Genomic DNA, 23,286 nt, shown 5'->3' on the forward strand with positions numbered 1-23,286 from the left:
CCCGCCGCCGCCCTCCGCGCCGGGTCCCGGCTGCTGGCGTCGGAGCCACAGGGCGGCGGGATCGCGGGCCGGTCGGGGCCGAGGCCGAGTGGGCGACGAACCGAGCATCGATGTTCAAGACCCGCGACCGCCCGACGGACGACCATGGAATCCGTCAGCCGGGATCGAGCCGCCGCAGCGGCGGTCGGGGTGCGCGGACCTTTTCGGGGAGGCCCGCAGCTCCACCCGGCTGCGACCTCGGCGGCAGCGAACTGCCGTCGCCGCCCGCCGGCGGTGTCGTACACCCCCCGTACGGCACTCCGGCGGGCGCGCGATGCTGTGGCTCGCCGGTTGATCACTAAACGTGCCGGCGGCCGGGTCCGGGGGCCGCGACGACCCTGCCCGAGCCGGCCGGCCAGCCAGGAAGGATCTTGACGAGGGCGACCGGCCGTGATCGGCTGCGCTGATGGACAACCAGTGGCGGGCACAGTTCGACGCGGAGGTCACCTTCGCCAACGGCGGCGGGCTGCGGACGGACGGGTTCCGACTGGACGTCCCCGGCCCCGACACCACCGACGACGAACTGGCGGCGCTGTTCGTCCGGCACCTCGGGCTGCTCATGGTGGCCGAGGTACGGATCACCGGCCGGACGATGATCGAGGAACCGCACAAGGGCGGCCGGGGCGTGGCTGCCCGGCCCGGCCCGGAGGGCAACTCCCGGCGGCTGGTCGAGCTGAGCCACGTGGTCACCGACGGCATGACCACCCTGCCGGGCTGGCCGGCGCCCCGGATCACCGAGTGGCTGACCCGGGAGGCGTCCCGGGCCAACTACGCCCCCGGCACCGAGTTCCAGGTGGGGCGCATCGACATGATCGCCAACACCGGCACGTACGTCGACACGCCCGCCCACCGCTTCGCCGACGGCGCCGACCTCGCCGCCACCGGGCTGGAGCGCCTCGCCGACCTGCCCGGCGTCGTGGTCCGGGTGCCTGCGGGCACCCGTGCGGTGGACCGGCTGCTGCTGGCGCCGTACGAGGTCGCCGGGCACGCGGTGCTGCTGCACACCGGTTGGTCGGCGCACTTCGGCACCGACCGGTACGGCGCGCCGGAGGCGCCGTACCTCACGGGGGACGGCGCCCGGGCCCTGGTCGACGCGGGCGCCGCCCTGGTCGGCATCGACTCGATCAACATCGACGACATGAGCCCGGCGGCAGCCGGCGAGCGCCCCGCGCACAGCGCCCTGCTGGCCGCCGGCGTACCGGTCGTGGAGCACCTGACCGGCCTCGACGCGCTGCCCCCGACCGGCTTCCGGTTCACGGCCGCCCCGCCGATGGTGGCCGGCATGGGCACCTTCCCGGTACGGGCGTTCGCCGTCCTCGACCCCACCTGACCCGCCGCACCACGGACCCTGAACCAGCCCCGAAACGTCCACGACGTCCTGATCACCGGGGGCGCCTACCCTGCGGCGGGTGGGGGTCAGTAGTGGGCTGTGATGCGGCGCTCGACGGCGTCTACGCGGATCTCGCCGCCGTACGGGACGATCAGCTGCGGGTCGGTGTGGCCGAGGTCGACGTCGAAGACCACCACGGCGTCCGGCGCGTACGTGGCGAGCGCCCGGGTGACCGCCTCCCGCTGCGCGTCGGCCCAGGCGCGCCGCTCGTCGGGGCTGTGCGGTCGTTCGAAGTCCCACGCCTTCGCCCGGCCGACGAGGACCGCCGGGAAGCCGGCGAGCAGCCCGCGCTCCCCCATGTTGCGCAGGATCCGGAACACCTCGGTGGCCGGGGGCAGTTCCTCGGAAGTCTCGACCATCAGCACCGACCCGGCCAGTTCCCCGGCGGCGGGTACCCGGTCGGCGGCCAGCAGCCAGTGCAGGATCTCCAGGTTGCCGCCCCAGGTGCGCCCCTGGACCACCGTCGCCGGCCCCTGCCAGCGCCAGCCCTCGCCCGGCAGCATCTCCGGCTCGTCGGCCAGCGCCGCCGGGTCGTGCCAGTCGTTGGGCCGGTCGCCCCACTGCGGCGCGGGGGTGAGGTCGTACCAGCCGGAGGTGAACAGGGCCGCGCGCAGCGAGTCGAAGGTCAGCGGGTGCGGGCTGCCCGGCCGCCCGAGGTGCACCAGCACCGATCCGCCGTGGTAGGACACGATGCCGAGCCGGTACAGGTGGTTGAGGACGTTGGTGTTGTCGGAGTAGCCGAAGTACGGCTTCGGGTTGGCCCGCAGCACGGCGTCGTCCAGGTGCGGGGTGACCGTGATCAGGTCGTCCCCGCCCACCGTGGCGAGCACGGCGGTGATCGTCGGGTCGGCGAAGGCGGCGGTCAGGTCCCGGGCCCGGTCGCGGGGGTCGGCGCCGAACACCCGGGTCGTCGGATACTCCACCGGTTCCAGGCCGAACTCCTCGCGCAACCGGCGCAGCCCCAGCTCGTACACGTGGGGGAAGAGGGCCGGCAGGCCGGCGGAGGGCGAGACGACCGCGACCCGGTCTCCGGGGCGGGGCTTGGGGGGATAGTTCGGCGACGTCATGACCGGACGCTACCGACCGGCGGAACCGGTTTTTCCGGTCGCCGGCCCGCCGCCGCGCTGGCAGACGGCCCCTAGGCTGAGGCTCCCCCAACTTGATCGAGAAACTGGAGCCCTCGTGACCACCCCCGCCGGACACCCGTCGCAGCCCTTCCACGGCGGCCCGCCGCCCGGCGGAGGGTGGGCAGGCCCCGTGCCGCCGCCGGTGACCCGGCGCATCCCGGAGGACCAGCCCTTCGTGGTACGCCCCAACGTCGCGAAGCGCGGCCTGCTGATGATGGGGGTGGCGCTGGTCCTCATCCTCCCGATCGCCTGCTGCGCCGGCCTCGGCGTGGTGAACTCGACCGATCCGCAGTCGCGCTCCCAGTCCGTCGTCGGCCTCCTCGCCGTGGTGGGGTGTCTGCTGGCCCTGATCGCCCTGCCACTGGGGATCCAGCTCTGGCTGATCGGCTCCGGCGGCCCGGTGCTGGCGCTCGGCCCGGCCGGGCTCTGGATCCGCACCCGACCGACCCGGGGCCAGGCGATCTGGCTGCCCTGGGAGGGCGTCGCGCAGATCTCCCGCCGACGGTGGAGCCTGGAGAAGATGCTGGTGGTCACGCCGCGCGACGCACGGGTGCTCCAGAACCTCGGGGCGTTCACGGCGCTGGACGGCGCGGCGCTGAACGTCTTCTACGGCTCCGGGCTGGTCGCCACGCTCAACTTCGCCGACCGGCCCGAGGCGGAGATCATGGCGGCGGTCGCCCACTACAGCGCGGGTCGCTGCCAGCTCGTCTGATCGACGGCGGCCCCGGCCGGGCCACCGACCTGTTCAAGTCTGCCGGCTACTTCGACCGCCGGTCGACCGGCTGGCCGATCGCCGGCTCACCATCTGGACGTCGCTGGGCGTGGCGGGTGTGCTCAGCGCCACCCCGTTCCAGGCCGCCGCCGCGCCGGCCGACGCGCCGCACCTGTCCCCACCAGCGAAGACGCGCCCGGCGCCGGCTGAGACGCGAGGAAGGGCCACCTGCCGTACCGCGGGCGATTGCCCGGGTCCCCCTCCTTCCCGGCGGGGGACGCGGATACGATCCAGGGAGTCGGACAGCGCTGTCCTTCGTACTCGCGTAAGGAGCGCATCGTGACCGACCAGCACGACCACGACGGCCCCGACGCCGCCCTGCGGGCCGACATCCGCCGTCTCGGCACCCTGCTCGGGCAGACCCTCGCCCGCCAGGAGGGCCGGCCGCTGCTCGACCTCGTCGAGGAGATCCGCGCCCAGGTGCGTTCCGACGCCCCCGCCGCCGCGCAGCGCCTCGCCGGCCTGGACGTCACCACCGGCACCAAGCTGGCCCGCGCCTTCTCCACCTACTTCCACCTGGCCAACATCACCGAGCAGGTGCACCGGGCCCGGGAGCTGCGGCGCCGCCGGGCGGTGCAGGGCGGGTGGCTGGACCAGGCGGCCAAGATGATCGCCGAGCGCGGCGTGCCCGCCGAGGAGATCGCCGCGGCGGCGCGGCGGCTGGCGGTACGGCCCGTCTTCACCGCCCACCCGACCGAGGCGGCGCGCCGGTCCATCCTGTCCAAGCTGCGCGCCATCGCCGACGAGCTGGACACCGAGACCGCCAACGCGATCCTCTACGGCGCCAGCGACGAGGGCCCGGCCAACCGCCGCCTCGCCGAACTGCTCGACCTGATGTGGCAGACCGACGAGCTGCGGCTCGACCGGCCGGACCCGACCGACGAGGCCCGCAACGCCATCTACTACCTGCGCGACCTGTACGCCGAGGCCGCCCCGCAGGTCCTCGACGACCTCGCCGACACGCTGCGCGCCCTCGGCGTGGAGACCTCCCCCACGGCCCGGCCGCTGTCCTTCGGCACCTGGATCGGCGGCGACCGCGACGGCAACCCGTTCGTCACCCCGGCGGTGACCCGCGAGGTGCTGACGATCCAGCACGAGCACGGCATCGCGGCCACCGAGAAGGCGATGGACCACCTGATCGACGAGGTGTCGGTGTCCCGGCGGCTGCGCGGGGTGTCGCTCGACCTCTCCGCCAGCCTCGCCGCCGACCTGGACGCGTTGCCCGAGGTGGCGGCCCGGTTCCGCCGGGTCAACGCCGAGGAGCCCTACCGGCTCAAGGCCCGCTGCGTGAAGGCGAAGCTGGCCAACACCCGGCAGCGGCTGCGCCAGGGCACCGCGCACGTGCCCGGGCGGGACTACCGCGGCTCCGCCGAGCTGGTGGCCGACCTGGAACTGCTGCGCGCCTCGCTGGCCCGCAACGCCGGGCAGCTCACCGCCGTGGGCCGGCTCGCCTCCACCATCCGTACGGTCTCCGCGTTCGGGCTGCACCTGGCGACCATGGACGTCCGGGAGCACGCCGAGGCGCACCACGCGGTGCTCGCCCAGCTCTACGCGGCCGTCGGCGAGGTCTCCGACTACCCGTCGCTGAGCCGGCAGGAACGCACGAAGCTGCTCGCCGACGAGCTGACCGGTCGCCGGCCGCTCTCCACGGTGGACACCCCGCTGACCGAGGCGACCCGCAAGACGTTCGACGTGTTCGGCACCATCCGCGAGGCGCAGGACCGGTTCGGCGGCGAGGTCATCGAGTCGTACATCGTCTCGATGACGCTCGGCGTGGACGACGTGCTCGCCGCCGTGGTGCTGGCGCGCGAGGCGGGCCTGGTCGACGTGCACAGCGGCCGGTCCCGCATCGGCTTCGTACCGCTGCTGGAGACCCCCGCCGAACTGAACGCGGGCGGCGAACTGCTCGACGAGCTGCTCTCGCTGCCGGCGTACCGGGCGCTGGTCGCGGCGCGCGGCGACGTGCAGGAGGTGATGCTGGGCTACTCCGACTCCAACAAGGAGGCCGGCATCACCACCAGCCAGTGGTCGATCCACCGGGCCCAGCGCGCGCTGCGCGACGTGGCCGCCCGGCACGGGGTGCACCTGCGGCTGTTCCACGGTCGCGGCGGCACCGTGGGTCGCGGCGGTGGGCCGACGCACGAGGCGATCCTGGCCCAGCCGTACGGCACCCTGGACGGCGCGATCAAGGTCACCGAGCAGGGCGAGGTCATCTCCGACAAGTACTCCCTGCCGTCGCTGGCCCGGGAGAACCTGGAGCTGACCCTGGCCGCGGTGCTCCAGGCCACCCTGCTGCACACCGCGCCCCGGCAGCCCGCCGAGATGCTGGAGCGCTGGGACGCCACCATGGAGCTGGTCTCCGACTCGGCCTTCCGGTCGTACCGGTCGCTGGTCGAGGACCCGGACCTGCCGGCGTACTTCTGGGCGTCGACGCCCACGGAGCTGCTCGGCGCGCTGAACATCGGCTCCCGCCCGGCGAAGCGGCCCAACACGGGCGCCGGGCTCGCCGGGCTGCGCGCCATCCCGTGGGTGTTCGGCTGGACCCAGACCCGGCAGATCGTGCCCGGCTGGTTCGGGGTCGGCTCGGGCCTGGCCGCGGCCCGGGAGGCCGGCCTGGAGGACGTGCTGGCCGAGATGCACCGCAACTGGCACTTCTTCCGCACGTTCCTGTCGAACGTCGAGATGATGCTCACCAAGACCGACCTGAGCATCGCCCGCCGCTACGTCGAGACGCTGGTGCCGAAGAAGCTGCACCCGATCTTCCACAAGATCGAGCAGGAGTACGAGCTGACCAAGCGGGAGGTGCTGGCGGTGACCTCCTCGCCGGCCCTGCTGGAGAACTCCCCGGTGCTCCAGCGCACCCTGGCCGTCCGCGACACCTACCTGGAGCCGCTGCACCACCTCCAGGTGGCCCTGCTGCGCCAGTACCGGGAGTCCGGGGCGGCGGGCCGGGCGGTGGCCACCGCGCCGGGCGGCCGGCGGGCACCGAGCGACGGTACGGCGCTGGAGCGCGCGCTCCTGACCACCGTGAACGGCATCGCCGCCGGCATGCGCAACACGGGCTGAGCGGCGGCCGGGGCACCTTCCCGCGCCTTGCGCGCCGGAGGGTGTCCCGGCCGACCCGCCACCGACGAGCCTGCCCGACACCGTCGCCGTCGGCCCCACCGGTCACCGTCGGCCCCACCGGTCACCGCCGGCCCCACCGGTCACCGCCGGCCCCACCGGTCACCGCCGGTCGCGGCCGGTCGCCGTCGGTCCGGCCGGTCGGGACCGGTCGCCGTCGGTCCGACCATCGCTGTTGCGACCGGTCGCCGCTGTCGCTGGTGCTACCAGTCGCCGCCGCCGAAGTCGCCACCCCCGAAGTCGCCGCCGCCGAAGCCCCCACCGAAGTCACCGCCACCGCCGAAGTCGCCGCCGACCTCGCCGCCCTGCTCGCCGAAGCCGGTGGCGTCGCCGAAGCCCTCCTGGTAGCCGGCCTCGTAGCCGTACCCGGGATCGGCGAAGCCGGGCGAGAAGAGCGCGTCGGCGATCAGGACACCGCCGAGGACGCCCGCGCCGGCGCCCAGCGCGGTCTTCCACCACGGGGTGGAGTACCAGCCCGCCGGCACCGGCCGGCCCTGGTAGCGCCCGCCGGGGTAGTAGTAGGGGGTGTCGCGGCCGGGCTGCGGCCCGGCCTTGAAGGTCTGCCCCTGCACGTCGACCTGACGATCCCGGGTGAGCCGCCCGGCACCCTGTGCGGCGGCCAGCGGGGGCAGCTCGGGACCGGGGTCGATGCCGAGCGCCACCCGGGCCGCCCGCGCGTACGTCAGTCCCTCCAGCGCGGTCTCCCGGGCCAGGCGGAACTGCTCGACGCTGCGGGCCTGCTCGAGCTGGCTGCCGGCCGCGTTGTAGCGCTCCCCCGCGTCGACGAGCGCCTGGCGTACGGCCGGGTGGTCGCCGTGCAGGTTCATCACCTGGCCGCCGAGCCGCTCGTACCACCGCTGGGCGTCGGCCCGTACGTCGGCGAGGCGCCGCGCCTCCCGCGCGGCGCTCTCCCGGCGCCACCACAGGAACGCGCCCACCAGCAGCACCACGAGGATGAGCAGGGGCAGATATCTCATGGCAGCGACGTTACCCAGGCCAGGCCAGTGCCACGCCTGGGATCGGCACCGCGCAGCGAGGCCGGCGGGCGGCGACCGTGCCGCTCACCGGCGAGTGGCGCGCCCCTGCCGGGGAACGGCACGCCCCTGCCGGGGAACGGCACCGCCCCGCCGGCGAGCGGCACTGTCCGCGCGGGAGCGGCACGGCGGCGCGCGGCGCGCCGGTCTGGCAAGCTCCGGGGGTGGACTTCTCGACGCTGGCCGTGGTGATCGTCTGCCTCGCCGCCGGGGGTGCGGTGGGCTGGTACGCCGCCCGGACCCGCTCGGCGACCGAAATCGCCCGGCTGGACGCCACGCTGCGGGCCACCCGGGAGGGCGAGGGGCGGCTGGAACAGTCCATGCGGGCGCTGAGCTACGAGGCCACCGCGCAGTCCCAGGAGGCGGTGGCCCGCGCCGTCGCCCCGCTGCACGACACGTTGCGCCGCTACGAGCAGCGCGTCGCCGAGTTGGAGCACGACCGGGTCGACGCGTACGCCGAACTGCGCGAACAGGTCCGCGCGATGAGCACGGTCTCGGGCGAGCTGCGTACCGAGACGAAGCAGCTGGTGGCGGCCCTGCGGGCACCCCAGGTGCGGGGCCGCTGGGGCGAGCACCAGTTGCGCCGGATCGTCGAGGCGGCCGGCATGCTGGAGCACTGCGACTTCTCCGAGCAGGTCACCGCCGCCACCGACCACCAGGGGGTCCGTCCCGACCTCGTGGTGCGGCTGCACGGCGGCCGGTCCGTGGTGGTGGACGCCAAGGCGCCGTTCGACGCCTACCTGACGGCGATGGAGGCCCGCGACGAGCGGGGTCGCGACACCCATCTCGACGCGCACGCGAAGCACCTGCGCGCCCACGTGGACGCGCTGGCCGCCAAGACCTACTGGGCCGCGTTCGACAGCACGCCGGAGTTCGTGGTGCTCTTCGTGCCGGCCGACCCGTTCCTCGACGTCGCGTTGCAGCGCGACCCGACGCTGCTGGAGCACGCGTTCGCCCGCAACGTGGTGCTGGCGACCCCGGCCACCCTGGTCGCGCTGCTGCGCACGGTCGCCTACTCGTGGCGGCAGGAGGCACTGGCGCGCAACGCGGTGGCGGTGCACTCCCTGGCCCGCGAGCTGTACGGGCGACTGTCGACGCTGGGTGAGCACGTCGGCAAGCTCGGCGCGTCGCTCGGCGGCGCGGTGACCGCGTACAACCGGGCCGTCGGGTCGTTGGAGGCGCGCGTGCTGGTCAGCGCCCGCAAGCTCGCCGAGCTGGGGGTCTCCGACCAGGAGCTGGCCGCGCCGGCGCAGGTCGAGCTGGCGCCCCGTCAGCCGCAGGCCCCGGAGCTGCTCGGAAACGCCGAGGCCGGGGCGCCGACCGGTCGGTCGACACTGGACTGACGGCCGATACCTACCATCGCCGATGTGACAATGGACGGCCGCCCATGTCACGAAGTGGTCACAACGAACTCCACGGTAGTGACATTGACCAGCGGCAGCGCGAAGGATTCGCCTCACGCGTGCCCTGCATCTGAGGGCCCTGTTCTCTGGAGGAAAGAGAACGTGAGCAAACCCCGAAACCTGAGCCGGCGGACCTCCGCCGCGCTCTTCGCGTCGGTCGTGGCGGCCAGCGCGGTGACGGTGGCCGGTGGCGCCGCCACCGCGAGCGCCGCGCCCACCGCCGCACCCGACGCGTCCCAGGCCACCCCTGTGGAGGCGCTGGGCTCGCACGACGCCAAGCTCCTCGCCGAGGCGGAGGCGAAGAAGGCCCCGACCGTCACCCTGATCGTGGCCACCAAGAAGGGCGAGGCGAAGGACGTCGCCGCCGACCTCAAGAACCTGGGTGCGGCCGTCACCGAGCGCTACGACAGCATCGGCTACGTCCTGGCCAAGGTCCCCACCTCGAAGGTGGTCAAGGCGGCCACGCTGCCCGGCGTCTCCGCCGTCGACCTGGACGAGACCATCCAGCTGCCCGACCCGACGCCCGAGGTCGCCCCCTCCGGCAAGAAGGCGGCGAAGCAGGCGGCGACGCTGCCCGGCCCGGGGGCCGACACCCCGGCCGCCAACCCCTACATGCCGACCAACGAGATCGGCGCCGTCGACTTCGTCGCCAAGAACCCCCAGTGGGACGGCCGCGGCGTCACGATCGGCATCATGGACTCCGGTGTGGACCTCGCTCACCCGGCGTTGCAGAAGACCACCACGGGTGAGCGGAAGATCGTCGACTGGGTGACCGCGACGGACCCGTTCGAGGACGCCACCTGGCGCCCGATGCTCACCGAGGTGACCGGTCCGACGTTCACCTCCGGCGGCGCGACCTGGACGGCCCCGGCGGGCACCTACCGGTTCAACCGGTTCAGCGAGTCGATCACGGCTGCCAGCGACCCGGCCGGTGACATCAACCGCGACGGGGACCGGACCGACACGTTCGGCATCCTCTACGACCCGGCCACCCACAACATCTGGGTGGACGTCAACCAGAACAACAACTTCACCGACGACGCCATGATGCGGCCGTACAAGGAGAAGTTCGACGTCGGCTACTTCGGCACCGACAACGCGGCCACCCCGGTGGTCGAGCGGATCCCGTTCGTGGTCGAGTACCGCGAGGACGTGGACACCGCCCCCATCGGCGGTCCCGGCCTGGTGGACTACGTCAACATCGGCATCGTCGAGAGCACCCACGGCACCCACGTCGCCGGCATCACCGCCGCCAACGACATGCTCGGCAACGGCGCCTTCGACGGTGCCGCGCCCGGTGCCAAGCTCGTCTCGGCCCGCGCCTGCTCCTGGGGCGGCGGCTGCACGTACGCCGCCCTCACCACCGGCATGGCCGACCTGGTGATCAACCGCAAGGTCGACGTGGTCAACATGTCGATCGGCGGCCTGCCGGCGCTGAACGACGGCAACAACGCCCGCGCCGAGCTCTACAACAACCTGATCACCACCTACGGCGTGCAGATGTTCATCTCGGCCGGCAACTCCGGCCCGGGCCTGAACACCATCGGCGACCCGTCGGTGGCCGCCAACGTGGTCAGCGTCGCGGCGAGCATCAGCAAGGACACCTGGCTGGCCAACTACGGCTCTGCGGTGAAGAAGAAGAACGCGCTGTTCAACTTCTCCTCCCGTGGCCCGCGCGAGGACGGCGGCGTCAAGCCGAACATCGCCGCCCCCGGCTCGGCCATCTCCACCGCCCCGACCTGGCAGCCCGGCAACGCGGTCCCCGAGGCCGGCTACGCGCTGCCCCCGGGCTACGCGATGCTGAACGGCACCTCGATGGCCTCCCCGCAGGCCGCCGGCGCCGCCGCGCTGCTGCTGTCGGCCGCCAAGGCGACTGACAAGGGCGTCACCCCGGCCGCGCTGCGCCGGGCGATCTACACCTCGGCCAAGCCGATCGGGGACGTTCCGACGTACGCCCAGGGCTACGGCATGTTCAACGTGCCGGGCGCGTGGAAGCTGCTGCGTAAGGGCGTGGAGACGCGCTCCTACACCTCCGAGGCCCCGGTCTGCACCGTCCTGTCCGGTCAGCTGGGCACCCCGAACCGGGGCACCGGCCTCTACAACCGCTGCGCCTCCACCGACGGTGGGCAGCGGATCGGCCAGTCGAAGAGCTACCAGGTCAAGCTGACCCGCACCAGCGGGCCGGCCGGCACCGTGAAGCACAACGTGGGTCTGCGCGGCAACGACGGCACCTTCAAGGCGCCGAAGACCGTCTCGCTCCCGCTGAACAAGACCGTCACCGTCTCGGTCACCGCCAAGCCCGCCACCGCCGGCGCGCACGGCGCGATCATGACGATCGACGACCCGGCGACCTCGGTCGTCGACTTCGAGGTCTCCACCGTCGTGGTGGCCTCGAACGACGTGAAGAAGCCGAACTTCTCCTTCTCGGCCGAGGGCTCGGTCGACCGGAACGGCTTCACCTCGTACTTCGTGACGGTTCCGCCGGGCACGGGCGCCCTCCAGGTGAACCTCTCCGGCATCGCCACCGGTTCGCAGACCCGGTTCATCGCCTTCAACCCGTACGGCGTTCCGGTGGAGAGCACCTCCAGCCTCGCCTGCTACACCAACTTCTCCGACGCCAACGCCTGCAAGCCGCAGGAGCGCGACTACCAGAACCCGATCGCCGGGGTCTGGGAGATCGAGGTGGAGTCCCGTCGGACCTCGCCGTCGCTGAACAACCCGTTCCAGCTCACGGCGCGGGTGCAGGGTGTCGCGGTCGAGCCGGCCGTCGTCGAGCTGCCGTCGGTCACCGCCGGTACCGCGACCCCGGTGACCTGGTCGCTGACCAACACCTTCGGCCCGGTCGCGGTGACCGGCCAGGGTGGCCCGCTCTCCAGCGTCCACGCCGAGCGGCCCACCATCGCCGAGGGCGCGTCGCAGGAGTACACCGTGGAGGTGCCGGCGGGCGCGACCCGCTTCACCGCCCGGATCGGCAACCCGGCCAGCGCCGCGGCCGACCTCGACCTCTACGTCTTCCGCGGTACCGCGGAGGTCGGTCGGGCCGCCGACGGCGACTCCGAGGAGGCCGTGACCATCAACAACCCGCCGGCGGGCACCTACCGGGTGGTCGTCGAGGGTTACGCGGTGGACGGGGCCGGTGGCAGCACCGCCTACGACTACCGGGACTCGTTCTCGGCGGCGGCGCTGGGCACCCTCTCGGCGCCCGCCACCCCGCTGGACCTGGCCCACGGCGCCACCGCCACCCTCACCGGTACGGTGACCGCCCAGTCCACCCCGGTCGCCGGTCGGGCGCTCTTCGGTGAGCTGTCCGTGGTGACCACCGAGGGCGCGGTCGTCGGCCGCGGCGCCGTCTCCATCGGCACCGTGAACTGACCCGTCCCGCACCGGAAACACCGGAGCCCGCCCCCACCCGGGGGCGGGCTCCGCCCGTTGTGTCGGCTCAGCCCCGGCGGGCGGTCTCGACCAGGAAGGGCGTGCCCTGCTGGCAGGTGGTGAGCAGGTCGCGCTGGACCCGGCCCGTCACCGTGACCTTCGTGCCCGGCTTCAGCAGGTCACGCGGGCCGCCGACCAGCAGGTAGTTGTCGAGCAGCAGGCAGTTGGGCTCCACCCCGGAGGTGACGGTCCCGGTCAGGGTGGTGCCGCCGGTCGGCGGCTTCGTCGGCGCGTTGCTGGGCCTCGGGGGCGGGGGCAGGGCCGGCCCCGTCGGATCCACCGGGTCGCCGGGGGTCGGGGTCATTCCGGGGGTGCCCGGATCCGGGCTGGGCGGGCTGGTCACCGGCTGCGCTCCCGTCGGGGTCGGGGTGGGGGTGTCGCCGGCACCGTCCTGGCCGCCGCAGGCGCTCAGCGCCACGCAGACGGCCAGCGCGGAGACGGCGAGCCGAAGAGTCCTCATACCCTTGTCTGACGCAGCGGGGCCGCGAGCCGTTCCCGCCCGGTCAGCCACGGGCCGCGGCGGCGGCCTTCATGTCCCGCTTCAGCTCCTGCGGCAGCGAGAAGGTCAGCCGCTCGTTGGCGGTCACCACCTCGTCGACGTCGGTGAAGCCGCGTGCCGCGAGGTGGGCAAGCACCTCCTGGACCAGCTCGTCGGGGACGCTGGCGCCCGAGGTCAGGCCGACCGTACGCGCCCCCTCCAGCCACGCGTCGTCGATCTCGTGCGCGAAGTCGACGAGGTGACCGGCGCGCGCGCCGGCGTCCAGGGCGACCTCGACCAGGCGTACGGAGTTGGAGGAGTTGGTCGAGCCCACGACGATCATCACGTCGCACTCGGGCGCGATCTCCTTGACCACGTGCTGCCGGTTGGAGGTGGCGTAGCAGATGTCGTCGCTGGGCGGTGACTGGAGCATCGGCAGCCGCTTCTTGAGCCGGGCCACCGTCTCCAGCGTCTCGTCGACCGAGAGGGTGGTCTGGGAGAGCCAGACGACCTTGTTCGGGTCGCGGACGGTGATCGTGTCGGCGTCCTCCGGGCCGTCCACGAGCTGGATGTGCTCGGGTGCCTCGCCGGAGGTGCCGATGACCTCCTCGTGCCCCTCGTGGCCGATCAGCAGGATGTCGTAGTCCTCGGCGGCGAACCGCTTCGCCTCCTGGTGCACCTTCGTGACCAGCGGGCAGGTCGCGTCGATGGCCCGCAGCGAGCGGCTGCGGGCCTGCTCGTAGACCTCGGGGGCCACCCCGTGCGCGGAGAAGATGACGGTGGCGCCCTCGGGCACCTCCTCGTTCTCCTCCACGAAGATCGCGCCCTGGGCCTCCAGGGTCTGCACGACGTGCTTGTTGTGCACGATCTGCTTGCGTACGTAGATCGGGGCGCCGTAGAGCTTGAGTGCCTCCTCCACGGTCTGCACCGCGCGGTCCACGCCCGCGCAGTAGCCGCGGGGCTTGGCCAGGATCACGCGCTTGCCGGTCCGGGACGTCACTTCAGCCTCAGTCACCCACCCATCGTACGTGTCGCCCCGTGGGGCGACGCGGGCCGCGACCGCCGCCACCACGGCCCGCACCCGGCCGGTGGGCGCACCTGGCGCGACGCCCGCCCCGCCGGGGCCGGCTCCGGGGTGCCGCCCGTCGAGCCGCGCGGGAGTGTCCGGGGCGGGCCGTAGGGTGGGGCGGGTGAGCACAGGTGAGGTGGGGCGGAGCACGTCCGAGGAGCCGTGGCCGGTCCGGGTGGTCAGCCAGAAGGTCGGCGCCTGGATCGCCCGGCTGGGCTGGGTGTGGGTGGACGGGCAGGTGGCGCAGATCAGCCGCCGGCCGGGTGCCAGCACCGTCTTCCTCACCCTGCGGGACCCGTCGGCCGACCTGAGCCTGACGGTCACCACCAACCGCGACGTCCTGGACGTCGGCGCGCCGGAGTTGCGCGAGGGTGCCCGGGTGGTGCTGCACGCCAAGCCGGAGTTCTACGCCGCCCGGGGCACGCTGAGCCTGCGCGCCGACGAGATCCGGCAGGTCGGCCTCGGCGAGCTGCTGGCGCGGCTGGAGAAGCTCAAGAAGCTGCTCGCGGCCGAGGGGCTGTTCGACCGGGCGCGCAAGCGCCGGCCCCCGTTCCTGCCCAACCGGGTCGGGCTGATCACCGGCCGCGCCTCCGCCGCCGAGCGCGACGTGCTGACCAACGCCCGCCGGCGCTGGCCGGCGGTGGAGTTCCGCACGGTCAACGTGGCCGTGCAGGGGCCGAGCGCGGTTCCCCAGATCGTCGACGCGCTCAAGGTGCTGGACGCCGACCCGACCGTCGACGTGATCGTCATCGCCCGGGGCGGCGGCGGCATCGAGGACCTGCTCCCCTTCTCCGACGAGGCGCTCTGCCGGGCCGTCTTCGCCTGCCGCACGCCGGTGGTGAGCGCGATCGGCCACGAGACCGACGCGCCGCTGGTCGACTACGTCGCCGACGTACGGGCCTCGACCCCGACCGACGCGGCCAAGCGCGTGGTGCCCGACCTCACCGAGGAGGTACGCGTCATCCGCCAGGCCCGCCACCGCCTCGAACGCGCGGTGCGAAACCTGGTGGACCGCGAGTCGCACCGGCTCGACGGGCTGCGTTCCCGGCCGGTGCTGGCCCGCCCGCAGGTGATGGTCGACCAGCGGTTCGTCGACCTCAACGGGCTGCGCCAGCGGGCCGGCCGCTGCCTCGACCACCGGCTCGCCGCCGCCGACGACGACCTGCGGCACACCCTGGCCCGGCTGCGCGCCCTCTCCCCCGCCGCCACCCTCGACCGGGGCTACGCGATCGTCCAGCGCGCCGACGGGCACGTCGTACGCGCCGCGTCGGAGGTCGGCAAGGGTGACCCGCTCCGGGTACGCCTCGCCGACGGCGAGCTGGCCGCGACGGTCGACGGCTGAACGACGACGGGATCACGATGTGGTGGGATGGCAGCGATGACTGACGAGAAGAAGGACGAACCGCTCAGCTACGAGCAGGCCCGCGCCGAACTGGCGTCGGTGGTCGAGCGGCTGGAGACCGGCGGCACCACGCTGGAGGAGTCACTGGCGCTCTGGGAGCGCGGTGAGAAGCTCGCCGACACCTGCCAGCGCTGGCTCGACGGCGCCCGCGCCCGGATCGACGCCGCCCGCCAGGACCCCACCCCCTGACCGCCGCGCCCGGGCTCGCCGGGCTTGCCGACGATCATGGAGTTGTGGTGGGCGGTACAGGGCGTTCTGCACCTTGTGTCACCCACCACAACTGCACGATCGACGCGGGCGGAAGCTGCGACGCGGCCGGGGTCAGTTGAAGAGGTTGTAGAGCTCGGTGGGGGCCTCGACCACCTGGTCCGCCGGGGGCTTCTGGGCGGCGGTGGCGTTGCCGTAGTCCGAGTACGTGATCCGGATGTCCTGCGCCTTGCTCTGGCCGGCGGCCGGGATCTGGATGACCATCTCGCTGAGCCGGCCCTGCGGGTCGAGCTTGGCGGTGAACGGCACCGACTTCGCCTGCGCACCGAGCGCCGTGATCACCGTCGGGTCCACCGAGCCGGCCTCCGCCGCCTTCGAGACGTCGATGGTGCCGGCGTACGCGCCGTCGCCGGTCTGGCGTACCTCCGTGATGCCCTGCGTCAGCACCTCGCTGCCGGCGGGGTCGACCTTGTCGAAGTCGAAGCCGAGGTTGCGGTTGCCCTTGATCCGGGTCTGGTCCAGGTGCTGGTACTTGCCGAGGTTCAGCTTCTGCACCCCCGGCACGCTGCTGGCGGTCGTGCCGCCGAGCTCGACCTTCACCCAGCTGTCCGGCTTGTAGTGGACGAGGTCGAGCTTCATGAACAGGTCGTCGGTCGGCTTGCCGATCGTCACCCGCATCTCGGCGCTCTGGGTGGGCTCGTGCACCCGCCCCTCGGCCGTCGAGCCGACGCCGGACATGGTGAACCGGAAGTTGCCGTTGCTGATCTCGCGGGTGGAGGCGAGCAGCGCCTGCTTGGCGTCTCCGGACCCCGGGGCCGCGCTGCCGGAGGCAGGGGCCCCGCTGCCGGAGGCGGCGGGCGCGCCGGACGTCGAGACGGACGGGGAGGCGGACGAGCCCGCCGTCGGGGTCCCGGAGGCGTTGCAGGCGGCCAGGCCGGGAGTGAAGAGGGCGGCGGCCACCAGGCCGGCGCTCAGGCGTCGAACAGTCATACGTGTCTCCCACGTGGGTCACCCGACGCACCTGGCGGCGGCCGGAAACCGGGCGACGCACCACGTCGGCTGCGCCGCGCGAACCCCGCCGGGCCGGCTGCCGGAGGCGACCCGGCCCGGGTTCGCCCCACTCCTGTTCCCTGTCGCCGCGTCGCACAATCACCGCGATGTCCGGTTGCCTCGGTCGGGTGACCCCGGAACGCGGAAACGGGGCGGCCGAGGCCGCCCCGTTCCGTGTGCCGGTGCTACTTCTTGAACATCTCGTACGTCTCGGGGGACGCCTCGACCACCTTGTCGGCCGCCGGCTTCTGGGCGGCGGTGGCGTTGCCGTAGTCCGCGTACGTGACCTTGATGTCGTGCGCCTTGGTCTCGCCGGCGCTCGGCACGGAGATGACCAGCTCGGTGAGCCGGCCCTCGGCGTCCACCTTGGCGGTGAAGGGCAGCGCCTTGGCCTGCGCGCCCAGGGCCTTGACCGTGTCGGCGTCCACGGCGGAGGACTCGGTCGCGGCGGACGCGTCGAGCTTGCCGGCGTAGCTGCCCTCGGCGGTCTTCTCCACCTCGGTGATGCCCTTGGTCAGCATCGCGCTGCCGGCCGGGTCGGCCTGCTCCATGTAGCGGCTGAGCTCACCGGCGTCCTTGACCTTGGACTGGTCGAGGTGCTGGTACTTGCCCTTCATCTTCTCCGCGCCCGGGATCATGGCACCCAGCTCGCCGAGGTCCAGCTTCACCCAGCTGTCCGGCTGGATGAAGATCAGTTCCATGCCCATCGACGAGCCGGAGCCGTCGTCGAACTTCATGCTGAACTGGGCGCTGTTGCTGGGCTTGTGCACCAGGCCCTTGCCGCTGAGCCCGTCACCGGCCAGGGTGAAGGTGAAGTTGCCCTTCTCGAGCTCCTTGGTGGAGGCGATGAGCGCCTCCTTCGGGTCGGCGGGCACGGCCGACGCTGCCGATCCCGCACCGGCCGGCGCGGGATCGTCCGACTTGCAGGCCGCGAGGCCGGGAACGAGCAGGGTGGCGGCGAGCACGCCGACGCTCCACCGTCGAATGTTCACAGTTGTCTCTCTTCGGGAAACGGAAAGCACCCGGCAGGCCTCAGCCGCCGGGCAGTGAGCCGGGGCAGCGTAGCCGATCCGACCGACACCTGGGGGGCGGTTTCCCGGGGCGGGCTACCGGATCGCGGTGGCCAGGTGCCGCAGCTCGTTGTCCCGGGCGTCGCCGACCACGATCACCGTCCGGTTCGGTTCGAGCAGGACCAGCGCCTGCTCGTTGCCGCGGGCGGTGTACCGCTGCCAGGTGCGTCCGCCCAGGTCGGTCTGACCCTGCGGTTGCCCCTCGGCGGTCAGTTCGGTCGGCAGCAGCCGCTCCGGCGGGACGCTGCTCTGCACCAGCTGGGCGCCCCGCCCCTCCGGGGTGAGGTAGCCGAGGCGGAGGCTCGATCCGCCCTCGACAATCTGGAAGTTCGCGCTGACCGTGCGCCACCCGTCGTCCAGCTCCGCCGGCTCGCTGACCGGGAAGGCGTTGGCGGCCCGCGCCGACTCGATGGCGGGCGCCGGGTCGACGGTCGTCGGCTGCTCGCCGCCGAGGAACCCCCGGTAGAAGGCGATCAGCAGGGCGATCGGGATCAGCAGCACGAGCAGCGAGATCGCCATGTCCTTCGGCGAGCGTTCCGACTTGCGGGTGTCGATCGCCGGCGGCGGCGCGGGCCGCTCGCCCGTCTCCGCCACGCCGTCGGGCGGGGGCGCCCCCGCCGCGCCGGCGGGCTCGACCAGCGCCGGTTCCCCCTCGGGTACGGCGGCGGCCCGGCTCGGGGCGACCGGCGGCTGACCGTCCGGCGGCGTCGGGTCGGCGGGTACGCGATCGGCAGGCTGTGCGGCTTCCACCCTGCCATCTTCGCAGCCGCCCGACCGGCCGTATCCGGGCCATCACCGCCCCGATCCCGCACCGGGTGAGCCATCGTGTGAGGATCAGCGACAAAGCCGGCAGCGGCGACGCCGCACCCTGCCGCCCCGCAACGTCGCGAGGAGGAGCCGTCATGACGAACACCAGGACCCGGATCCCACAGGATCTCGACCGCAACCTCGCCCTCGACCTGGTCCGGGTCACCGAGGCCGCGGCGATGGCCGCCGGTCGCTGGGTCGGCCGGGGCGACAAGGAGGGCGGCGACGGGGCCGCCGTCGACGCGATGCGCAAGCTGATCAACTCGATCCCCATGCGGGGCGTCGTGGTGATCGGCGAGGGCGAGAAGGACAACGCCCCGATGCTCTTCAACGGTGAGCACGTCGGCGACGGCAGCGGCCCGGAGGTGGACGTCGCGGTCGACCCCGTCGACGGCACCACGCTGATGAGCAAGGGCATGCCGAACGCGGTGGCGGTGCTCGCCGTGTCCGAGCGGGGCGCCATGTTCGATCCGAGCGCGGTCTTCTACATGGAGAAGCTCGCCGTCGGACCGGCGTACGCCGACGTGGTGGACATCAACGCCGGGGTGGCCGAGAACCTGCGCCGGATCGCCAAGGTCAAGGGCACCGACGTCTCCGAGGTCACGGTCTGTGTGCTGGACCGCAGCCGCCACGACGACCTGGTCACGCAGATCCGCCGGGCCGGGGCGGGCATCCGCTTCATCTCGGACGGGGACATCGCCGGTTCCATCGCGGCGGCCCGGGGCGAGTCGGACGTCGACGTGCTGATGGGCATCGGCGGCACCCCCGAGGGCATCATCTCCGCCTGCGCCCTGAAGTGCATGGGCGGGGCGATGCAGGCCAAGCTCTGGCCGCGCGACGCCGAGGAGCGGGAGAAGGCACTCGCGGCCGGGCACGACCTGGACCGGGTGCTCAGCACCGACGACCTCGTGACCGGGGACAACTGCTTCTTCGTGGCCACCGGCGTCACCTCCGGCGACCTGCTGCGTGGCGTCCGCTACCGGGCCGGCGGCGCGTACACGCAGTCGATCGTCATGCGCTCGAAGAGCGGCACGATCCGGGTCATCGACTCGTACCACCGGCTGGAGAAGCTCGCGCTTTACTCGGCGGTCGACTTCGACGGCCGCCCGCTGGCCGAGCAGGAGTGAGCGTCACCGGGACGCTGGCCCCGCCGGCTCCTTCGGCGGCCCGCCGGATCACCGGCGTGGGCCTCGCGACCGCCTCCGGGCTGGCCGTGGCCGTGCAGTCCCGGATCAACGGCGAGTTGGGCGTACGCCTGGCCGACGGGATCGCCGCCGCGGTCGTCTCGTTCGGGCTGGGCCTGTTGGTGCTGCTGGTGCTGGTCCCCGCCACCCCGGGTGGGCGGCGGGGGCTGGTCGCCCTGCGCGACGCGCTCACCGACGGCACGCTACGGCCGTGGCAGTGCCTCGGCGGGGTGTGCGGGGCGTTCCTGGTCGCCGCACAGGGGCTGACGATCGGCGCCCTCGGCGTGGCGGTCTTCACGGTCGCGGTGGTGGCCGGCCAGTCCGGCAGCAGCCTGGCCGTCGACCGGGCGGGCGTCGGCCCGAGCGGCCCCCAGCCGGTCACCGGCCAGCGGCTGGCCGGCGCGGCGCTGACCGTGGTCGCGGTCCTGCTGGCCGTCGGCGACCGGCTCGGCGATCCCGCCACCCTCGGGCTGGCCCTGCTGCCGCTGCTCGCTGGCGTGGGCATCGCCTGGCAGCAGGCCGTCAACGGCCGGGTACGGATGGCCTCCGGCAGCGCGCTGACCGCGACGCTGGTCAACTTCTCCGTCGGCACGGTGGCCCTGCTGGTCACCTTCGCCGTCGACGTCGCGGTACGGGGCTGGCCGGCGGGCGGCGCGCCGGCCGAGCCGTGGCTCTACCTGGGCGGGCCCATCGGGATCGTGTTCATCGCGATCGCCGCGGCGATCGTCCGGTTCACCGGCGTGCTGCTGCTCGGCCTGGCGACCATCGCCGGGCAGATCGTCGGCGCCGTACTCCTGGACGTGCTGCTGCCCACGGCGGCCTCCCGGCCGAGCGCCGTCACCCTGCTCGGCGCGGCGCTGACCCTGGTCGCCGTCGGGGTCGCCGCCCTCGCGCCGGTCGTGCCCCGCCCGTCGCGCTGACCGGCCCGCCGCCGGCCGGGCTGCCGGGCCCCCGGCGGGAGGCGCACCGCGGCCGCCGGTGCGTCAGGTGCCGTCGGACGAGTGCCCGGGGAACAGGTGCGCGCTCGGGTCGATGGCCACCGCCGCGTTGTTGACCGCCGTGGCGGCCTCGCCGAAGCCGGTCGCGATCAGCCGCACCTTGCCCGGGTACTCCGTGATGTCGCCCGCCGCGAAGACGCGGGGCAGGTTCGTCGCCATCGCGCTGTCGACCACGATGTGCCGGCGGTCCAGCCGCAGGCCCCACTCGGCCAGCGGGCCGAGGTCGGCGGTGAAGCCGAGGGCGGCCACCACCGTGTCGACGGGCAGCAACTCCGCCGCGCCGCCGCGTACGGTGATCTCGGCGCCGGTGACCGCGCCGTCGCCGTGCAGGCCGGTCACCTCGGCGTTGACGATCACGCGGACCGGCAGGCCCAGCACCCGGGCGACGGTGGCCGCGTGCGCCCGGAACTTCTCCCGCCGGTGCACCACCGTCACCGAGCGGGCCAGCGGCTGGAGCGTCGACGCCCAGTCGAACGCGGAGTCGCCGCCGCCGACGATCAGCACGTCCCGGCCGGTCAGCTCCGTCGGTCGCGGCACGAAGTAGACGATCCCGGTGCCGGCGAAGTGCTCGGCCACGGGCAGCGGGCGGGGCGTGAAGCTGCCCAGCCCGCCGGTGACGATCACCGCACCGCACCGCAGCTGCCCGCCGTCGGCGAGGCCGAGCACCGGCTTCCCGTCGGCGTACGAGAGCTTCTCGGCGCGGTTGCCGAGCAGGTAGCAGGGGTCGAAGGGGGCGGCCTGGGCCACGAGGTTGGCCACCAGGTCCCGGCCCTTGACGGCCGGAAGGCCGGCCACGTCGTGGATGAGCTTCTCCGGGTACATGGCGGTGATCTGGCCGCCCGGCTCGGGCAGCGCGTCGACGACCGCGACGGAGAGCCCCCGGAATCCGGCGTAGTACGCCGCGAACAGCCCGGCGGGGCCGGCCCCGATCACCGCGACATCGACCTCGCGCATGGGCGTACCGTCGCTTTCCGCTCACGGATCAACGCGTGCTGATCCCGACGGTAGGGCCGGCGGTGCGCTTCGGGCAAGCATGTCCCGTGCTCGGCTGGTGCCGGCGCGTCGGCGGTGCTCGCGGCGCGGCCCGGCCAGCTCGGCCAAGCTCAGGGCATGGTGAGCGTGGACTCCGAGCGGTAGGGGCCGCCCAGGTCCCGGCGGCGCCGGAAGATGATCGCCGCCACGACCCCGCCGAGCAGCCCGAACAGGTGCCCCTGCCAGGAGATCCGCTCGTCGGTGGGGAGGATGCCGACGAGTTGCCAGCCGTAGAGCAGGCCGACCAGCAGGAAGACCGCGAAGTTCCACCAGCTCCGCTCGACGATGCCCCGGGTGAGCAGGATGCCCAGGTAGCCGAAGATGACGCCACTCGCCCCGACCACGACGGAGGTCGACGAGCCGGTGAACCACACCCCCAGCCCGCTGACCAGGATGATGACGAGCGTCGACCAGAGGAAGCGGCGGGCGCCGGCGGCCAGGACGAAGGTGCCGAGCAGGATCAGCGGGATGCTGTTGCTGTAGAGGTGGTCGAAGCCGTGGTGCAGGAACGGCGAGAAGAAGACCCCGTCGAGCCCGTCGATGCGCTTCGGGATGATGCCGGCGGTGGTGTCGAAGCCGGCCGCGAGCCCCTGGTCGAGGGCCTCGATGAGGAACAGGAACGGCACCACCGCGCACATGGCGACGAAGGCCCGGCCGAGCGCGGCGTAGAACGCCTCGGTGCCGAACCGGTTCGGGTCGCCGCTTGGCGGGTGCAGGGTCACCCGTCAAGAGCTATCAGGTGAGGGGCGCAGCCGCCACTTCTGCGGGCGATCCGAACGACGAGGGCGGGGTGTGTGGACGCCCACACACCCCGCCCTCGAAGGATCGGTCAGTACCAGCCCACGTCCTGGGAGTGCGCCCAGGCCTTGCAGGGCGAACCGTAGCGGCCCTCGATGTAGCCGAGGCCCCACTTGATCTGGGTCGTGGGGTTGGTCTGCCAGTCGTCGGCGACGGAGCCCATCTTGCTGCCGGGCAGCGCCTGCGGGATGCCGTACGCCCCGGACGAGGGGTTGCGGGCCTTGTGGTTCCAGCCGCTCTCCTTGTCCCAGAGCTTGTTGAGGCAGGGGAACTGGTCCATCCCGAAGCCCGCCTTGACCATCAGCGCGCAGCCGACCTCGCGGTTGCCGCTGAACTCGGCGCAGGACGCCGGGATCGGCCCGTCGTACGGCTTGCTCTCGGCGGCCTTCTCGGCTGCGGCCTTGGCGGCCGCCTCGCGCGCCTTCTTGCGCGACGCGGCGGCGGCCTCGGCCTCGCGGGCGCGCTTGGCGGCCTCCTTGGCCGCCGCGGCGGCGCGCAGCTTCGCCTGGTACTCGGCGGCCCGCTGCTTCGCGGACTGCACCTGGTGGCTGGCCTGCCGCTCGTGCTGGTACTCGAACTCGGCCTGCTCGACAGCGGCGCTGACCTGCGCGGTCAGGCCCTGCTGCTGGGTCTGTCGGTCTTCGCCCAGGTAGACACCGCCAGCGACGCCCACGGAGAGCAGCGCGACAGCGGCCGTACGGGCGCCGAACCGGCTCCACAGCCGACTCACGAAGTGGTCCCTTCGTCGGGTTCAAGGACACGGCGCGGGGCGGCACCCCGGGTGGGATGCGTCCGCGTCGCGAGCGCCCCGACCCGGTGTCGGTCGCAGCCGACGTACCCGGTGGATGCTGGCGTGTCCTGTGACGAACGA

General features: G+C 73.3%; 19 protein-coding genes. 9 read left to right on the plus strand and 10 right to left on the minus strand.

All coding sequences use genetic code 11. From position 1 onward, the window contains the following. Positions 1-445 precede the first annotated feature (445 nt). Positions 446-1,369 carry a cyclase family protein gene (locus ACTMS2_RS05345; protein WP_441174370.1) on the plus strand — a complete coding sequence of 308 codons (924 nt, stop codon included), beginning with the start codon at positions 446-448 and terminating at the stop codon, positions 1,367-1,369. Positions 1,370-1,455: 86 nt separating this feature from the next. On the opposite strand, the gene ACTMS2_RS05350 is transcribed toward ACTMS2_RS05345, so the two are convergent. Further along, entirely contained in the window at positions 1,456-2,496 is a 1,041-nt protein-coding gene (locus ACTMS2_RS05350; protein ID WP_441174371.1) for a S66 family peptidase, read from the minus strand. Between the two features lie 115 nt (positions 2,497-2,611). Here ACTMS2_RS05350 and ACTMS2_RS05355 point away from each other — a divergent pair, with 115 nt between their 5' ends. Beyond that, the gene (locus ACTMS2_RS05355) at positions 2,612-3,268 is read left to right on the plus strand and encodes a hypothetical protein (RefSeq protein ID WP_441174372.1); all 657 of its coding nucleotides are present in this window, start codon (positions 2,612-2,614) and stop codon (positions 3,266-3,268) included. A gap of 339 nt (positions 3,269-3,607) precedes the next feature. Continuing rightward, positions 3,608-6,394, plus strand: a complete 2,787-nt coding sequence (ppc, locus tag ACTMS2_RS05360; RefSeq protein ID WP_441174373.1) for a phosphoenolpyruvate carboxylase — start codon at positions 3,608-3,610, stop codon at positions 6,392-6,394. 260 nt (positions 6,395-6,654) lie between these two features. Here the strand turns inward: ppc and ACTMS2_RS05365 are convergent, their stop codons facing one another. After that, positions 6,655-7,428 carry a hypothetical protein gene (locus ACTMS2_RS05365; RefSeq protein WP_441174374.1) on the minus strand — a complete coding sequence of 258 codons (774 nt, stop codon included), beginning with the start codon at positions 7,426-7,428 and terminating at the stop codon, positions 6,655-6,657. A 221-nt stretch (positions 7,429-7,649) separates the two neighbouring features. Here ACTMS2_RS05365 and ACTMS2_RS05370 point away from each other — a divergent pair, with 221 nt between their 5' ends. Beyond that, complete coding sequence (locus tag ACTMS2_RS05370; protein ID WP_357715556.1) at positions 7,650-8,828, plus strand: DNA recombination protein RmuC; 1,179 nt, start codon at positions 7,650-7,652, stop codon at positions 8,826-8,828. Between the two features lie 162 nt (positions 8,829-8,990). Beyond that, a complete protein-coding gene (locus ACTMS2_RS05375; protein ID WP_441174375.1) occupies positions 8,991-12,260 on the plus strand; it encodes a S8 family serine peptidase in 3,270 nt (1,089 codons plus the stop codon). Between the two features lie 67 nt (positions 12,261-12,327). Here the strand turns inward: ACTMS2_RS05375 and ACTMS2_RS05380 are convergent, their stop codons facing one another. Beyond that, positions 12,328-12,780, minus strand: a complete 453-nt coding sequence (locus tag ACTMS2_RS05380) for a hypothetical protein (protein ID WP_441174376.1) — start codon at positions 12,778-12,780, stop codon at positions 12,328-12,330. 43 nt (positions 12,781-12,823) lie between these two features. Next, positions 12,824-13,813 carry a 4-hydroxy-3-methylbut-2-enyl diphosphate reductase gene (locus tag ACTMS2_RS05385; RefSeq protein ID WP_441174377.1) on the minus strand — a complete coding sequence of 330 codons (990 nt, stop codon included), beginning with the start codon at positions 13,811-13,813 and terminating at the stop codon, positions 12,824-12,826. A gap of 229 nt (positions 13,814-14,042) precedes the next feature. Here ACTMS2_RS05385 and xseA point away from each other — a divergent pair, with 229 nt between their 5' ends. Continuing rightward, positions 14,043-15,209: an exodeoxyribonuclease VII large subunit gene (xseA, locus tag ACTMS2_RS05390; protein ID WP_441174655.1), complete on the plus strand. Its 1,167-nt coding sequence runs from the start codon at positions 14,043-14,045 to the stop codon at positions 15,207-15,209. Between the two features lie 36 nt (positions 15,210-15,245). After that, positions 15,246-15,458 carry an exodeoxyribonuclease VII small subunit gene (locus ACTMS2_RS05395; protein ID WP_089001991.1) on the plus strand — a complete coding sequence of 71 codons (213 nt, stop codon included), beginning with the start codon at positions 15,246-15,248 and terminating at the stop codon, positions 15,456-15,458. 132 nt (positions 15,459-15,590) lie between these two features. Here ACTMS2_RS05395 and ACTMS2_RS05400 read toward each other — a convergent pair whose 3' ends face one another. From ACTMS2_RS05400 to ACTMS2_RS05410, 3 genes are all read right to left on the minus strand, one after another. Continuing rightward, a complete protein-coding gene (locus tag ACTMS2_RS05400; protein WP_441174378.1) occupies positions 15,591-16,466 on the minus strand; it encodes a hypothetical protein in 876 nt (291 codons plus the stop codon). Between the two features lie 245 nt (positions 16,467-16,711). Continuing rightward, positions 16,712-17,518, minus strand: coding sequence for a hypothetical protein (locus ACTMS2_RS05405; protein ID WP_441174379.1), 807 nt, complete (start codon positions 17,516-17,518; stop codon positions 16,712-16,714). A 114-nt stretch (positions 17,519-17,632) separates the two neighbouring features. Further along, positions 17,633-18,346, minus strand: coding sequence for a DUF4245 domain-containing protein (locus ACTMS2_RS05410; RefSeq protein ID WP_441174380.1), 714 nt, complete (start codon positions 18,344-18,346; stop codon positions 17,633-17,635). Positions 18,347-18,498: 152 nt separating this feature from the next. Between ACTMS2_RS05410 and glpX the strand changes: the two genes are divergently transcribed. Together glpX and ACTMS2_RS05420 are read left to right on the plus strand one after the other, a co-directional pair. Next, the gene (gene glpX, locus ACTMS2_RS05415; RefSeq protein ID WP_089001995.1) at positions 18,499-19,530 is read left to right on the plus strand and encodes a class II fructose-bisphosphatase; all 1,032 of its coding nucleotides are present in this window, start codon (positions 18,499-18,501) and stop codon (positions 19,528-19,530) included. Then, positions 19,527-20,507: a DMT family transporter gene (locus ACTMS2_RS05420; protein WP_441174381.1), complete on the plus strand. Its 981-nt coding sequence runs from the start codon at positions 19,527-19,529 to the stop codon at positions 20,505-20,507. The genes glpX and ACTMS2_RS05420 overlap by 4 nt, the downstream gene beginning before the upstream one ends. A gap of 63 nt (positions 20,508-20,570) precedes the next feature. Here ACTMS2_RS05420 and ACTMS2_RS05425 read toward each other — a convergent pair whose 3' ends face one another. From ACTMS2_RS05425 to ACTMS2_RS05435, 3 genes are all read right to left on the minus strand, one after another. Continuing rightward, the gene (locus ACTMS2_RS05425) at positions 20,571-21,539 is read right to left on the minus strand and encodes an NAD(P)/FAD-dependent oxidoreductase (protein WP_441174382.1); all 969 of its coding nucleotides are present in this window, start codon (positions 21,537-21,539) and stop codon (positions 20,571-20,573) included. A 149-nt stretch (positions 21,540-21,688) separates the two neighbouring features. Continuing rightward, on the minus strand, positions 21,689-22,339 hold the full coding sequence (locus tag ACTMS2_RS05430; protein ID WP_441174383.1) for a rhomboid family intramembrane serine protease: 651 nt from the start codon (positions 22,337-22,339) through the stop codon (positions 21,689-21,691). A gap of 107 nt (positions 22,340-22,446) precedes the next feature. Further along, positions 22,447-23,145, minus strand: a complete 699-nt coding sequence (locus ACTMS2_RS05435) for a lytic transglycosylase domain-containing protein (RefSeq protein WP_101414174.1) — start codon at positions 23,143-23,145, stop codon at positions 22,447-22,449. Between the last annotated feature and the right edge of the window lie 141 nt (positions 23,146-23,286).

Origin of the sequence: Micromonospora sp. SD12, from assembly GCF_052068495.1 — a bacterium.
Classification (GTDB): Bacteria; Actinomycetota; Actinomycetes; order Mycobacteriales; family Micromonosporaceae; genus Micromonospora; species Micromonospora echinofusca.